Annotated in this window: 15 protein-coding genes and 1 pseudogene; all 16 read right to left on the minus strand. The window is 71.0% G+C overall.

Annotated features, from left to right (window positions below; all coding sequences use genetic code 11):
* Positions 1-951 carry a carbohydrate kinase family protein gene (locus tag VAB18032_RS13270; protein ID WP_081476272.1) on the minus strand — a complete coding sequence of 317 codons (951 nt, stop codon included), beginning with the start codon at positions 949-951 and terminating at the stop codon, positions 1-3.
* A 62-nt stretch (positions 952-1,013) separates the two neighbouring features.
* Positions 1,014-2,486, minus strand: coding sequence for an adenosylhomocysteinase (ahcY, locus tag VAB18032_RS13275; protein WP_013733360.1), 1,473 nt, complete (start codon positions 2,484-2,486; stop codon positions 1,014-1,016).
* Positions 2,487-2,503: 17 nt separating this feature from the next.
* Positions 2,504-3,694: a methionine adenosyltransferase gene (gene metK / locus VAB18032_RS13280; RefSeq protein ID WP_013733361.1), complete on the minus strand. Its 1,191-nt coding sequence runs from the start codon at positions 3,692-3,694 to the stop codon at positions 2,504-2,506.
* Between the two features lie 146 nt (positions 3,695-3,840).
* Positions 3,841-4,077 (minus strand): hypothetical protein, encoded by a 237-nt coding sequence (locus VAB18032_RS13285; protein ID WP_013733362.1) that lies wholly within the window; start codon positions 4,075-4,077, stop codon positions 3,841-3,843.
* A complete protein-coding gene (locus tag VAB18032_RS13290) occupies positions 4,074-5,117 on the minus strand; it encodes a class I SAM-dependent methyltransferase (protein WP_013733363.1) in 1,044 nt (347 codons plus the stop codon). The genes VAB18032_RS13285 and VAB18032_RS13290 overlap by 4 nt, the downstream gene beginning before the upstream one ends.
* Positions 5,117-5,428 (minus strand): antibiotic biosynthesis monooxygenase family protein, encoded by a 312-nt coding sequence (locus VAB18032_RS13295; RefSeq protein ID WP_013733364.1) that lies wholly within the window; start codon positions 5,426-5,428, stop codon positions 5,117-5,119. The genes VAB18032_RS13290 and VAB18032_RS13295 overlap by 1 nt, the downstream gene beginning before the upstream one ends.
* On the minus strand, positions 5,425-5,745 hold the full coding sequence (locus VAB18032_RS13300) for a TcmI family type II polyketide cyclase (RefSeq protein WP_013733365.1): 321 nt from the start codon (positions 5,743-5,745) through the stop codon (positions 5,425-5,427). Before VAB18032_RS13300 ends, VAB18032_RS13295 begins: the two co-directional genes overlap by 4 nt.
* 25 nt (positions 5,746-5,770) lie before the next feature.
* Positions 5,771-6,424 carry a class I SAM-dependent methyltransferase gene (locus VAB18032_RS13305; protein WP_013733366.1) on the minus strand — a complete coding sequence of 218 codons (654 nt, stop codon included), beginning with the start codon at positions 6,422-6,424 and terminating at the stop codon, positions 5,771-5,773.
* Complete coding sequence (locus VAB18032_RS13310) at positions 6,421-7,803, minus strand: acetyl-CoA carboxylase biotin carboxylase subunit (RefSeq protein WP_013733367.1); 1,383 nt, start codon at positions 7,801-7,803, stop codon at positions 6,421-6,423. Before VAB18032_RS13310 ends, VAB18032_RS13305 begins: the two co-directional genes overlap by 4 nt.
* Positions 7,800-8,306: an acetyl-CoA carboxylase biotin carboxyl carrier protein gene (locus tag VAB18032_RS13315; protein ID WP_013733368.1), complete on the minus strand. Its 507-nt coding sequence runs from the start codon at positions 8,304-8,306 to the stop codon at positions 7,800-7,802. Before VAB18032_RS13315 ends, VAB18032_RS13310 begins: the two co-directional genes overlap by 4 nt.
* A gap of 24 nt (positions 8,307-8,330) precedes the next feature.
* Entirely contained in the window at positions 8,331-8,648 is a 318-nt protein-coding gene (locus VAB18032_RS13320; RefSeq protein ID WP_013733369.1) for an antibiotic biosynthesis monooxygenase family protein, read from the minus strand.
* A 23-nt stretch (positions 8,649-8,671) separates the two neighbouring features.
* Complete coding sequence (locus VAB18032_RS13325) at positions 8,672-9,136, minus strand: anthrone oxygenase family protein (RefSeq protein ID WP_013733370.1); 465 nt, start codon at positions 9,134-9,136, stop codon at positions 8,672-8,674.
* Between the two features lies 1 nt (position 9,137).
* Positions 9,138-9,590 (minus strand): annotated as a pseudogene (locus tag VAB18032_RS13330) (SRPBCC family protein); the annotation flags it as partial.
* Between the two features lie 32 nt (positions 9,591-9,622).
* Positions 9,623-10,774, minus strand: a complete 1,152-nt coding sequence (mppQ, locus tag VAB18032_RS13335; protein WP_013733372.1) for an enduracididine biosynthesis enzyme MppQ — start codon at positions 10,772-10,774, stop codon at positions 9,623-9,625.
* Positions 10,771-11,910, minus strand: a complete 1,140-nt coding sequence (gene mppP, locus VAB18032_RS13340) for an enduracididine biosynthesis enzyme MppP (protein WP_013733373.1) — start codon at positions 11,908-11,910, stop codon at positions 10,771-10,773. The genes mppQ and mppP overlap by 4 nt, the downstream gene beginning before the upstream one ends.
* A gap of 34 nt (positions 11,911-11,944) precedes the next feature.
* Positions 11,945-13,798: an asparagine synthase (glutamine-hydrolyzing) gene (gene asnB / locus VAB18032_RS13345; RefSeq protein ID WP_013733374.1), complete on the minus strand. Its 1,854-nt coding sequence runs from the start codon at positions 13,796-13,798 to the stop codon at positions 11,945-11,947.
* Positions 13,799-13,861 lie beyond the last annotated feature (63 nt).

The following is a 13,861-nucleotide window of genomic DNA, read 5'->3' on the forward strand; positions in this document are numbered from 1 at the left end:
TCACCCGGCCGCCGCTGCGGCGCACGACGTCAACACCTCTGCCACGGCCACCGACACGCGGTGACCGTAGGTGTCGGAGAGGTTCGCGACGAGCCGGTCGGGCACGACACGGTACTCCTGCGTACCTGGTGCGCCTATCGCGTACGCCCCCATCTGGCAGCCGAGTGCCGCCGCCACGTCGAGCAGCAGCCCGTGGGTCACCCCGTACAGGAATCCGGCGCGGAAGGCGTCACCACCTCCGGTCGGGTCGACGACGCTGGCTCCGGTGACCGCCGGGATCCGGGTGATGCCGCCGCCGGCCCGGATTCGGACCCCGTCCTCGCCCAGCGTGGTCACCACGACGTCGACCGCGTCGAGCACCGTGGCGCCGGCTCCGCCGAGCTTGCCGCACAGCAGGTCGTACTCGTACTCGTTGGTCAGCAGGTACCGCGCGCCGGTGACGAAGTCGGCGATGTCCGGCCCGGACATGCGGGCCAGCTGCTGGGACGGATCGGCGGCGAAGGGCACGCCGAGACGACGGCAGGCGGCGGCATGCCGCCGCATCGCCACCGGGTCATCGGGTCCGATGACGGCCAGGTCGACCGGCTCGGAGCCGATCACGGCGGCCAGGTCGATGTCGGCCGCCTCCGCCATCGCGCCCGGATAGAAGGAGGCGATCTGGCACGAGTCCTGGTCGGTGGTGCAGACGAACCGGGCGGTGTACGACGACCGACTCGTCAGGACCGACCCGCAGTCCACCCCGTGCCGTTCCAGCCGGGACCGGTAGTCGGCGAAGTCGGGACCCACCGCGCCCACGAGGGTCGGCGGCATCCCGAGCTGTGCCATCCCGTACGCGATGTTGGCCGCCACGCCACCGTCGCGGACGACGAGCCCGTCGACGAGGAACGACAGCGACACGGTGTGCAACCGGTCGGCGATGAGCTGCTCAGCGAACCGGCCGGGAAATGTCATCAAGTGGTCGGTGGCGATGGAACCGGACACGAGGATGCGGGTCACGGGGTGCCCTTCGAAGCTCAGTAGCGGTAGTGCTCGGGCTTGTACGGACCCTCGACCGGAACGCCGAGGTAGGCCGCCTGGTCCTCGGTCAGGGCGGTGAGGCCGGCGCCGAGAGCGTCGAGGTGGAGCCGGGCGATGCGCTCGTCGAGATGCTTGGGCAGTGTGTGGACACCGACCGGGTACTGGTCTGTCTTGGTGAACAGCTCGATCTGCGCAAGCGTCTGATTGGCGAAGCTGGTGGACATGACGAACGACGGATGGCCGGTCGCGTTGCCCAGGTTCAGCAGCCGCCCCTCGGACAGCACGATGATCGAGTGGCCCTCGGCGAAGCGCCACTCGTCGACCTGCGGCTTGATGCCGATCCGGGTAATTCCGTCCTGCTTGGCCAGACCGGCCATGTCGATCTCGTTGTCGAAGTGCCCGATGTTGCCCACCACCGCCTGGTGCTTCATCCGCGACATGTGCTCGGCGGTGACGACGTCGCGGCAGCCGGTGGCGGTGATGACGAAGTCGGCCTGCTCGACCACGTCGTCCAGGACGGCGACCTGGTAGCCGTCCATCGCGGCCTGAAGCGCGCAGATCGGGTCGATCTCGGTGACGATCACCCGTGCGCCCTGACCGCGCAGCGACTCCGCGCAGCCCTTGCCCACGTCACCGTAGCCGCACACCACCGCCACCTTCCCACCGATCAGCACGTCGGTGGCCCGGTTCAGGCCGTCGATCAGCGAGTGCCGACAGCCGTACCTGTTGTCGAACTTGCTCTTGGTCACGCTGTCGTTGACGTTGATCGCGGGGAACAGCAACGTCCCGGTCCGCTGCATCTGGTCGAGCCGATGCACACCGGTGGTGGTCTCCTCGGTGACACCCCTGATCCCGGCGGCGATGCGGGTCCACCGGCTGTCGTCCTCGGTCCGGCAGGTGTGCAGCATTTCCAGCACGACCGCGTACTCCTCGCTGTCGGCCGACGCTGTCGGCGGCACCGCACCGGCGCGCTCGAACTCGGCGCCCCTGTGCACCAGGAGGGTGGCGTCTCCACCGTCGTCGAGGAGCATGTCCGGCCCGGCGCCGTCGGGCCAGCGCAGTACCTGCTCCGTGCACCACCAGTACTCGCGTAGGCTCTCGCCCTTCCAGGCGTACACCGGCACGCCGGCGGGCTGTCCGACGGTGCCCTGGCCCACTACCACCGCCGCGGCCGCATGGTCCTGGGTGGAGTAGATGTTGCAGGAGGCCCAGCGGACCTCGGCGCCGAGTGCTACCAGGGTCTCGATCAGGACGGCGGTCTGGATCGTCATGTGCAGCGACCCGGTGATCCGGGCTCCGCGGAGTGGTTTCGCCGCGGTCAGTTCCCGCCGGATCGCCATCAGGCCGGGCATCTCGTGCTCGGCGAGTTGGATCTCCTGACGGCCGAGCGCCGCCAGTGACAGATCGGCCACCCGGTAGTCGCCCTCCCTGACGTTGGTTGGGCGATTGGAGGTACGGGGCGACGGCATGGGGCCTCCCGGGGCGGTCATGCGGCGGCTGACTTGAGGTCGGCGGCGCGGTCGGTGATCTCCCACGTGAGCTCCGGCAGCTCCCGACCGAAGTGGCCGTACGCCGCGGTCTGCCGGTATATCGGTCGCAACAGGTCGAGGTCCCGGACGATCGCCGCCGGCCGCAGGTCGAATACCTCCCGGATCGCCTTGTCGATCCGCTCGACCGGCACGGTCTCGGTACCGAACGTCTCCACGAGGAGGCTGACCGGTTGCGCCTTGCCGATCGCGTACGCCACCTGCGTCTCGCACCGCTCGGCGAGCCCGGCGGCCACCACGTTCTTGGCGACCCATCGCATCGCGTACGAGGCCGATCGGTCCACCTTGGATGGATCCTTGCCGGAGAAGGCCCCGCCACCGTGGCGGGCATAGCCGCCGTAGGTGTCGATGACGATCTTGCGGCCGGTCAGGCCGGCGTCGCCCATCGGCCCGCCGATCTCGAAGCGACCGGTCGGGTTGACCAGCAGCCGGTAGCCCTCCGTATCCAGACCCAGGCCCTCCAGCTCCGGGGTGACGACCTGTTCGCGCACGTCCGGAGTCAGCAACTCCTCCAGCGAGATGCCCGAGGCGTGTTGCGACGAGATCACCACCGTGTCGAGTCGCACCGGCCGCAGCCCGTCGTATTCGACCGTCACCTGCGTCTTGCCGTCCGGCCGCAGGTACGGGATCGTGCCGTCCTTGCGGGCGGCCGCGAGCCGGCGAGCCAGCCGGTGCGCGAGAGCGATCGGCAGCGGCATCAGCTCCGGCGTCTCGGAGCAGGCGAAGCCGAACATCATGCCCTGATCACCGGCACCCTGCCGGTCCAGGACGTTGGTCGACCCGTCGGTATGCAGCTCCAGCGCGGCGTCGACACCCCGGGCGATGTCCGGCGACTGCGACCCGATCGACACGTTGACGCCGCACGACGCACCGTCGAATCCCTTCGCCGACGAGTCGTAGCCGATGCTGAGGATCGTCTCGCGCACGATCGTCGGGATGTCCGCGTACGCCGTGGTGGTCACTTCGCCGGCCACGTGCACCTGGCCGGTCGTGATGAGGGTCTCCACGGCGACCCGGCTGCCCGGGTCCTGCCCGAGCAGGGCATCGAGGATCGCGTCGCTGATCTGGTCCGCGATCTTGTCCGGATGGCCCTCGGTGACGGACTCGGACGTGAACAGACGGCGTGGCATGCCAGGACTCCCATCAGTTGATTCGCGCGCCGACAGTAGAAGGGGCAGTTGGAGCGTGGCTCTCGTTCGTCTCGCGACGGCGTCCACCTCCGGGCCCCGCCCGCGTCCGGTCAGGGGGCCGCCGGCGTGGCGTGGTGGTGCATGGCCTAGCTGGGCGGGGCGATCCGGTTCTCGAGCTGCGTCCAGGCCATCTGCTCCTGCGCGGTGAGCGGCCGGTCGGGCGGTGACGCGGTGGGAAGCCGCCCGGTCGTCTGCGTCCAAGGCCCTGGCCACTGCCCGGTCTCGTCCAGCGGCACCCCGGTCATCGATGAGCCGTAGAGGACCAGGCCGCGCCACGTGGTGCCGGCCACGGCGACGATGAGCCGGCGGAGCCGCCCGCTCATCGTGGGGAAGTCTCGGCCGGTGACGCGATCAGAACCCGCAGCGGCAGGTGTGCCACGCTGTGTAGCTCCGGCTCGACGAAGCCGCTCTCGGTCAGCATCCGGTCGTACGCCGCCCGGGAGTGCACCTCGCCCTCCGAGGTCCAGACCAGCATCAGGATGGAGAAGAGGTACGGGGCAGGGTCCTCGGCCGGGGTGCCGTCGCCGGTGGTGAAGCCGACCAGCGCGAGGCGGCCGTCCGGCTTGAGCGCCTCCCGCGCGCGGCGCAGCAGGTCGGTGCCGCGCTCCTCGGAGAAGTGGTGCAGCACATTCGTCAGCATGACCACGTCGTAGGGCCCGCCGAGCGGAGCGGTGAACATGTCACCGGTGCGGTACTCGACCCGGTCCGCCACGCCGAGCCGTTCTGCGTGGCGGGCGGCGACCGGTACGACGTTCTCCCAGTCGAGGCTCGTCACGGTGGCCTGCGTGTGGCGCTGCGCGAAGGTGTAGCCGTAGATGCCGTGCCCGCAGGCCAGGTCGAGCACCCGCAACGACGGGCGGGCCGCCGCGAACTCCTGCAGGGCGTTGGTCATCACCCGTGCCGTGGGCGTGGCGATCGCCGAGGCGAACGACGCGAAGTCCACCCAGTACTCGTACTCGGCCGTCTCGGCGTGTTCGTCCATGACCGTACCGCCGTGCCGGACCGCGTCGGTGAGCCGCTTCAGCGCGTCCCACTCCCAGTCGCTGGAGATCACCTTGGTCATGTCGCCGAGGTAGTACGGGCTCTTGCTGACCAGAAACTGGTCGGCGCCGGGCGGCAGACGGTAGGTGCCGTCCTCGACGCCGGCCAGCGAGATCGCGACCATCGCGTCGAGCAGGATCCGCATGCCTCGCGGATGCGCGCCGAGCCGCGTGGCCAGCGCGTCGGCCGTCGCCGGCCCATCGGCAAGCGCATCGAAGACGCCCAGCTCGACGGCCGTACGAAGCAGGCTGGTGGACTTGTAGGCCTGCATCAGGCCGTTCAGACGTTCACGGGTGACGGGCGGGGCGGTGGTCGCCGGCATCAGGCGCTCCTATCGGCTGGTAGGCGGTGGACCAGGCGCATGGTCGTCATGCGCACGGCGCAACGGAACGGATCGAGCCGCGCCCGGTGCCCCCGGTGGGACTCGCTGGTCTCGAATCGGCGGAACGACTCCTCGTCGGTCCAGTCCGTGACAACGTGGTAGACCGACCCGGGCTCGCGGTACAGCTCCTGCGCGAGGTTCGCGGACTCCTGCCCGATCGATCGGGCCACCTCGCCCCAGACCTGTTCGAACTCCGTACTGCGGTCGGGGTCGACCTGCATGGTCAGCAGGACGCGGAACACGCCGATCACCGGGCCCAGGTGTAGAACGGCTCCGCCATCGCGTCCCGGGGCTCCTTCCAGCCCGGGTCGTACGGCGAGATGTGGGCGCTGAGCTTGGTGTTGACGTCGTCGAACAGGCGGTGCCGGCGCGCGTCGTACAGCCGCTCGGTCAGGCCGTCCTGGGCCTCGATGAGGTGCAGGTAGAGGCCGCGGTAGAAGAACAGCGTGCGCCGAGAGGCGCCGAGCAGGACCGGCAGGTCGGTGGCGTCGGACTCGGCGAAGATGTCGGCGACCGCCTGCTTGTCGGCCTCATCCATCCGCGCGATGATCAGGGTGCGTTGTGCCATCTTGGTTCCTCCGGAGATCGAGGCTTCAGGCCCTGCCGAAGCAGAGGATGAATGCGTCGCCGCTGTCCGACGGGGTGTATTCGGTGCCGACGTACGCCCGGTACGGGTGGCGCACCATCTCCACCCGGTCGAAGTAGCGCAGGTAGCGGTCGAGCATCGCGGCCGGGGTGGTGGTGCAGGTGGCGGCATCCGGCACCGCGCCGTCGAGCGCGAACATCGGCACGAACCGGCCTCCCGGCCGCAGCGCATTGATCAGCCGGGGCATGAACTCGTCCAGCAGGGCGCGGTCCTCGAAGAGGTCACGTGGCAGCTCCGGGTCGAAGAAGATGCCGTCGTAAGCCGCCTGCGGCAGGCGCTCCAGGTGGTCGAAGAAGTCCGCGTGGACGATCTCCAGGTTGCCTGGCACCGCCGGGTGCCCGGTCCGGAACAGATCGATGACGTCAGCATGCTTCTCGATCACGGTGTGCCGACGGGTCCCGGGGTGGCCGGCGATGCGGAGCGCGGAGTAGCCCAGGCCGAGCCCGACTTCGAGGAAGTCCCCGCCGTCGGCGCACAGCAGGTCCGCCGAGCGCCACATCAGCTCCGCCTCCCAGCCCTGCATCGCCTGAACGCCGTCGATGAGCAGGGTCACCCCGCCGTTCGCGTCGTGGACCAGCGAGATGTCGGGTGTCGAGGTCATGTGGTGCTCCCGGTGAGTTGGGGCTGCCGCTCGGCGACGACCCGGTCGACCAGAGATGTGGTGTGCACGCCCTTGCGAAACAGCGGGTGGGCGATCAGCTCGCGGAGAAAGTCGGTGGTGGTGCGGACGCCGGGACCGGCGACGCGCAGCTCGGCGAGCGCCCGGTCCATGCGGTTCAGGGCGACCTCCCGGTCCGGCCCCCAGCAGATGACCTTGGCGATCAGCGGATCGTAGTGTGGTGTGATCGTCATCCCCGGGTACGCGTGGGTGTCCACCCGAACGAACGGGCCGCCGGGCGGGACGAACTCGGCGAGCGGTCCGGGTGAGGGCGTGAAGTTCCGGTCCGGGTCCTCGGCGTTGATCCGGCACTCGACCGCGACACCCTGCGGGCGCACTTCTTCCTGGCGTATCGAGAGCGGATGACCGGCCGCGATGAGCAGCTGCTCGCGGACCAGGTCCACGCCGGTCACCATCTCGGTCACCGGATGTTCGACCTGAATTCGGCAGTTGGCCTCGATGAAGTAGAAGTCGCGGCGGTCGGCGTCGAGCAGGAACTCGAAGGTCCCGGCGCCCCGGTAACCGACCGCTCGGGCACCGCGTAGTGCTGCGGCGGCGATCCGCTCGGCCAGCTCCGCACTGACCACCGGCGACGGGCTCTCCTCGACGAGCTTCTGCCGCCGCCGCTGTACGGAGCAGTCCCGCAGCCCCAGGTGCACGGCGTTGCCGTGGTCGTCGCAGAGTATCTGCACCTCGACGTGGTGCGCGGCGGCCAGGAACCGTTCGACACAGACCCGGTCGTCGCCGAAGAGCAGGCGGGCGCTGTCCCGGGTTCGCCGGTACGCCGCGACGAACGCCTCCGGCGCAGTGACAATCTCCATGCCACGTCCGCCGCCGCCGACTACCGCCTTGATGATCACCGGGTAGCCGAGGTCGTCCGCAGTGGCACGCGCCTCGGCCTCCTCGACGGCCGCGCCGGTTCCGGGTAGGACCGGCAGCCCGGCGTCGGCCATCGCGGCACGTGCCGCTGCCTTGTCGCCGAACTGGCCGATCACGTCCGGGGGAGGTCCCACGAATGTCAGTCCGTTCGCTGCGCAGACGGCGGCGAAGTCCGGGTCCTCCGAGAGGAAGCCGTACCCCGGATGGACGGCCTCCGCCCCGCGTTGCAGGGCCGCCTCGATGATCGCGGCGGCGTTCAGATAGCTGCGCCGGGCCGCTGCCGGTCCGATGTGGACCTGCTCGTCACCCAGCCGGTCACGGACCGCGTCTCGGTCGGCGCTGGAGTAGACGGCGACGGTCCGGATGCCGAGCTCCCGACACGCTCGCACGATGCGTACCGCGATCTCGCCACGATTGGCGACCAGGACGGATCGGAACCTCATGACGGATCCTTCCCGCCGAAAATCTGTGCGCAGCCGTCGACGGCGCGATCGGTGGCGACCATGAGCAGCACCTGGTCGTACTCGACCGGGGCGCCGTCCGCGACCAGTACCTCCAGCACCTCGCCAGCCACGTCCGACTCCACCGGATTCATCAGCTTCATCGACTCGACGATGCCGATCTGCTGGCCGACCTCCACCCGGTCGCCCAGTGCCACGAACGGCGGCGCCTCCGGGGCGGACGCCCGGTAGAACGTTCCCAGCAGGGGGGCCCGCACGGCCGCCACCGCGTCGCTGACGGCGGAGAGCGCAGCCACCGCGGCGGGCGCGACGCCGCTCGTCGCAATAGCGGGTGTGCCGGCCGGACCCGCCGGCTGTGCCCAGTCGACCTCGACGCTGAGGTCCCCGGTCCGCAGGCGCAGCCCGGATGGTGGGTGCGGGGAGAGTTCGAGCAGGGCCGCGGCGGTGCGGCGCAACTGGTCGAGCGAGGCTTCCTGGTCGTTCACGGCACTCCCTTCGCAGGCGGCGGATCAGGTCTCGGAGACGACGCTGAACGTCTCCCAGGGCCGGGTGCGGCCGGTGTCCAGGTATGGACGCAGTGGCGTGGTGTGCCGGTGGGTGTCGGAGTGCACCCAGCGCTGCAGGTCCTCCGCGGTGCGCCAGCGGCTGGTCACCATCAGCACCCCGGGCTCGTCGCGCGAGACGAGCAGTTCGCTGCTGACCATGCCGGGGGTGCCGGCAAGGTGTTCGCCGATCTGGCGGTACGTCTCGGCCAGGCCCGCCACATCGCGCTCCGGGGTCCGGTACCAAAGGATCACCCGGATAGCGGTGGTCGTGTCGATCGTCATCTTCTTCCTCGTCTCTCGTCCGCTCAGGCGGGCAACAGCAGGCCGACGGCGACGGTGTTCGCGGCGAACGCGCCGACCGCCAGCACGGTGCGGATCAGGTTCCATCGCTGCCAGGCGGCGCGCGGGTCGCGGGCGGCAAAGTCGTCCGGTAGCCGGTCCGGATCGAGCGCGGTCACCCGCCGCTTGAGTGGCGCCGCCCGGGCCGCCGAGACGATGACCACGCCGGTCAGCGCGGCGACGGCGACGGTCAGCGCGGGGCGGGCCTCCCGGGCCGTCCCGGCGGTGAGCAGCGCGAGATCGGCTGCGGCGGTGACCACGACGGCGATCGGTCCGAGCGGATCGAAGCGCGGCGACCAGAAGCGGTGCAGCCGCACGTACTCGGCCCCGCTCAGCCGCCGCATCCACGGCACACCGCCGATCGCCGACCAGAGCAGCATCCCGGCGACCAGACCCCCGGTGAACAGGGCGATCGGCAGCAGCAGCGCCACGTCAGGCCGCCCGTGCGGCGGACTCGACAAGCGTACGGATGCGCTCCATCTGCACGGCCGTGTTCCGGTTCAGCCGATTGGTCATCTGCGCGTCGTCGGCCGGCGCGTCCGGACGCATCTCGAAGTCCTGCACCCAGCGCATCTCGACGCCGCCCGCCACCTCGCGGTACTCCCAGAACAGGCTCATGTACTTGAACCAGCCCGGCTCCACCCGCTGGGCGCGGACCGTGCGCCGCCCGGCGTCCGGCGTCCGCTCGCTGACCCAGCACCACTCGTTACCCTGCTCGTCCGGGTGCATGGTGAGCCGGAACCGGACCGTGTCGCCGTCCCGGCGGAGGATCTCGGCCTTGGCGTACTCGCTGAACAGCTCCGGCCAGGTCGCCACGTCGTTGGTCATGCGCCAGACCAGATCCATCGGCGCGTCGATGATGATGCTGTTGTCGGTGTGTCCGGCCATCGCAGCCCCCTCCGTTGTCGGTGATGCTGTCAATCCGAAGTGGTCGTCGCGTCCAGTCGTGCTGAAGCCGCCCGGGCAGCGGCGAGCCGGTGCCCGGCCGCGGACAGGACCGGCGGCGGTTGGAAGCTGAACGCCACCCGTACAGCGCCCGCGCCCGCCGCCCCGAAGCGCCGTCCGTCGGCCACGGACACCCGCGCCGCCGCCGCCCGCTCCCGCAGGGCTTGGCCGTCGCCGGCGGGCGCGGGCAACCAGACGAAGAACCCGCCGTATGGGGGTACGACGCCGAGCGCGTCGACGAGCGCGTCCCGCCGGGCGCGCAGTTCCTCGCGCAACCACGCGACGTGGCGGTCGTAGTCCCCACCGGACAGCAGCCCGGCCACCGCCAGCGCGGCCAGGTGGTTGAAACCGCCCCCGCTGTCCGCCCAACCGGTGGCGGCGCACCGGTCGACCAGCCGCGGATCGGCCTCCAACCAGCCCAGACGCAGGCCGGGCGCGAGCGTCTTGGCGAACGTGCCGAGCCGTACGACGCCCCGCCGGCCGGCGAGGGCGTGCAGCGACGGCGGTTCGGGCGGGCCGTCGTAGCGCAGCCCGGCGTACGCGTCGTCCTCGACGATCGGCACCCCGACGTCCGCCGCCTCCGTCACCAGCGCGCGACGGCGCTCGTCCGGAACGGTCACGCCGGTCGGGTTCCGGTGCGTCGGGATCAGGTAGGCGAAACCCACTCGCCGCCCGGCCCTGCGGACGCGGCGGACGGCGGCCGTCAGCGCGCCGGGCACCGGGCCGTCCATGTCGGATTCGATCACCTCGATCCGCAACCTGCGGTCCGTGAGAATGCGGAGGCCGTAGTCGTAGCTGAGCGGTTCGGCCAGCACCACGTCATCCGGGCGGCCGAACAGCCCGGCCACCAGGTGCAGTCCCTGTGAGGTCCCGGCGGTGACCAGCACGTGCTCCGGCCCGGTTCCGACCCGGGCGGCGATCGCCTCGCGCAGAGGTGCGGGACCGCGGTTCTCGCCGTACGTCAGGGCCGCCGGACCGAACTCGTCCAGCGCCTGCGCGTACGCCTGCGCCAACAGCCGCACCGGCAGCAGCGCCGGATCCAGGTAGCCCGGCCCGAGGTCGGTCGTGCCGGTCGGCGGGACGGACTGTACGACGCCCGCCCGCCAGTACCCTCCGCCGGTCATGGGCGCAGCAGCACGGCCCGCAGCGCGCGGACGGCGGCCTCCAGGGCTCCGGGCACCCGGGCGAGCGCGATCCGCAGCGAGTGGTCGCCACGTGCCGGGTCGGCCCAGTGGAACTGGCTGCACGGCAGAACGTAGATGCCGCTCTGCCGGAGCCTGGTCCAGACGTCCAGGCAGCGGCGTTCGCCGAGGTCGACCCGCTCGACGCTGACCCGGGCGTCGCCGTCAGGGAACGCCAGGTCCGGCACGTCGGCCAGCGTCGCGCGGACCAGTGCCCGGTTGTCCGCGATGAAGCGGTGCAGGTCGGCCAGGCCACCCGCGGCGGCGTCCTCGGCGAACCGGGTGACCAGCACCAGGACGAAGGGTGACACGCCGAGCAGGATGTCAGAGTGAATCTTGGCGAGTGGCAGCCCGACGTGGTCGCTGGAGGCCAGCAGCCCGACCTTGAGGTCCAGGGTGGCCCAGAGCTTGCCGGTGTCCTCGATGACCACCCAGCGACAGCCACTGTCCCGCAGGACGGCGTAGTGGTCGTAGTGGCTCCGGGTGTCGAAGCCACGAAACGACGTGTCCAAGGCGAGCACCACGTCCCGGGCGGCGCACTCGGCGGCGATCGCCGCCAGCCGCTGCTCGGCCAGTACCCGGCCCGTCGGGTTGTTCGGGGTGGTGATGAAGAGACAACGGACCCCCTCGGGTACCGCCGCACTCACCGATCCCTCGTGCAGCACGTCCTCCTCGACCGGCAGCAGCCGGAGGCCATTGCCGCGCAGCAGGTCGGGGATATTGTCGAAGGTCGGGTGCACCAGTGCGACGGGGCCGCCGCCGGCCGGCACCAGCGACCGGGCCAGGATCTCCATGGCGACCGACGACGAGTAGCAGGTCAGCACCCCACCCGGCCGGGTGGGGTAGCTGTGCTGGTGCAACAGGTGCAGGTACGCGCGGTGCGCCTCGCGTTCGAGGTCGTCAACCGGCTGTGCGGCGGCCTTGGCGAACAGGTCGGGAAGCTCGTCAACGATGCTGCGCTGCGCCTTGGTGAGTTCCTGTCGTGCGTGACCGTCGGCCATGTTGAGTTGGCTGCTGAGCGCGAGTGACTCGATCTCCGTCAGGTTGACCCCACGCAGCAGGGGCGTGCTGGGACTCATGTGGGCACTCCAGGTGTCGGTGGTGGCTTGGGGTTCAGAGCGACAGCCGCGCGGCCGTGCTCGTCAGCCACTGGTTGAGTTGCAGGACCAGCTCCAGATCGGTCAGATCCCGCCACGCGCGAGCAGGTTCGAACGGTGCGCGCAGCGCCCGTCGGACAGCCGGCAGGTCCACGAGCCGGCGCACCGGCGCGTGCGGATCGGACAGCACGTCGGCGGCCTCGCGGCGCAGTGCCTGAACGTAGGCTGGACTCCGTCCGGTCGGGAACTGGCTGGGGGCGCGATTCAGCACGGACGCTGGCAGCAAATCAGCCGCCGCGGCGCGCAACAGCCCCTTGGGGCCGCCCGAGGTCTTCATCGACCAGGGGACGTTGTACAGGTACTGCACGAGCCGGTGGTCGCAGTACGGCCACCGCAGCTCGACGCCCTCGGCCGCGCTCACGCCGTCGTCCAACGCGCAGCCGAACTCCTGCCACCCCTGCAGGTGCAGGAAGTAGATCTCCCGCATCCGTGCCTCGGTGCGGTCCTCGCCGTCGAGGCGTGGCACCCGGGCAAGGTCGGCGTGGTACGCGTCGGCGAGGTAGCCGGGCAGGTCGAGCTTGGCCAGCAGGTCCGGGGCGAACAGCCCGGTGCCGAGACCCGCCGGGGGCAGCCGGTCGCGGGTGGCGGCGATCCACGGATAGGTGTCTGCGCCTATCACCGCCGGGTCGTCCATGCCCATGAACGAGGCGAACACGGTGTCCGCCTGCTCGCCGGCGAGGACCACGTTGCTGTGCGCACCGATGTGACGGCACAGCAGCCGCAGCGAGGCCGGGAACTGCGGCGCCGCCACCGGCATGTCCTGCTGCGCTGCCACCGCCGAGCCGCGGGCCACGGGGTCGAGCAGCTCGGCCGGATCCAGCTCGAGGTAGGTGTGCTCAGCACCGATGTGCGCGGCCACCGCGGCCGCGAAGGGCGCGTCCTCGGCGCTGCGCATCGGCCCGGGAGTATTCGGCGCCGCACCGCCCGGGTAGCCGATGGTGTAGGTGCGTAGCGGTCCCGCACCGCGCCGGGCCAGCTCCCGGGCGGCGAGCGCCGCGACCGTCGACGAGTCGACGCCGCCGGAGAGCAGAACGCCTGGCGGCGTGTCCGCGCCGAGCTGCCGGGCGACCGACGCGTCGAGCAGCTCCCGTACCCGGGCGATGGTCGTTTCCCGGTCGTCGGGGTGCGGCGCGGCGGTCAGCTCCCAGTAGCGGTGCTCCGTGACGCCGTCACGGGTCACCTCCACGGCGCCGCCCGGCAGCACCCGCCGCATGTGGCGGAAGACCGCGCGGCCGGGTGTGCTGGTGAAGGCGAGCAGCTCGCGTAGGCCCTCGGCATCCACCTCGCGGGTGGCCAGCGGGTGGGCGAGCAACGCCTTCGGCTCGGAGCCGAACGTCAGGCCGCCGCCCACCCGCTGGTAGAACAGCGGCTTCACGCCCAGCCGGTCGCGTACCAGCAGCAGACGCTCCCGGTCGGCATCCCAGACGACGATCGCGAACATGCCGTCCAGCCGCTCGGCGAACGCCGAGCCCCAGCGCAGGTACGCGTGCGCGGCCGTTTCCGCGTCGCCGCCGGTGAACTCGTGGCCGGCCGCAGCCAGCTCCGCGCGCAGGTCGCGCCAGTTGTAGACCTGGCCGTCGAGCAGCAGGGTCACCTGCTCGCCGCCGGGCCCCCGCGCGGTCACCGGCTGCTTCGCCCGGCCGCGCTCGACGACCGCCCGGGCCCGATGGCCGGCGACGAGGTGTGGTGCGACGAAGACGCCTTCGTCGTCCGGCCCTCGCGGGGCGAGCGTGCCCAGCTGGGCGAGCACCACCCCTCGGTACGTGCTCAGGTCACGCTCGAAATCGAGCCAGCCCGCGATACCGCCCATCAGCCGTCCTCCTCGCGACGATCGCCGTTCTCGCGAAGAGTCACAGGAGCGCATCGCCCACCG

It is taken from the genome of Micromonospora maris AB-18-032 (assembly GCF_000204155.1).
Taxonomy (GTDB): Bacteria; Actinomycetota; Actinomycetes; order Mycobacteriales; family Micromonosporaceae; genus Micromonospora; species Micromonospora gifhornensis.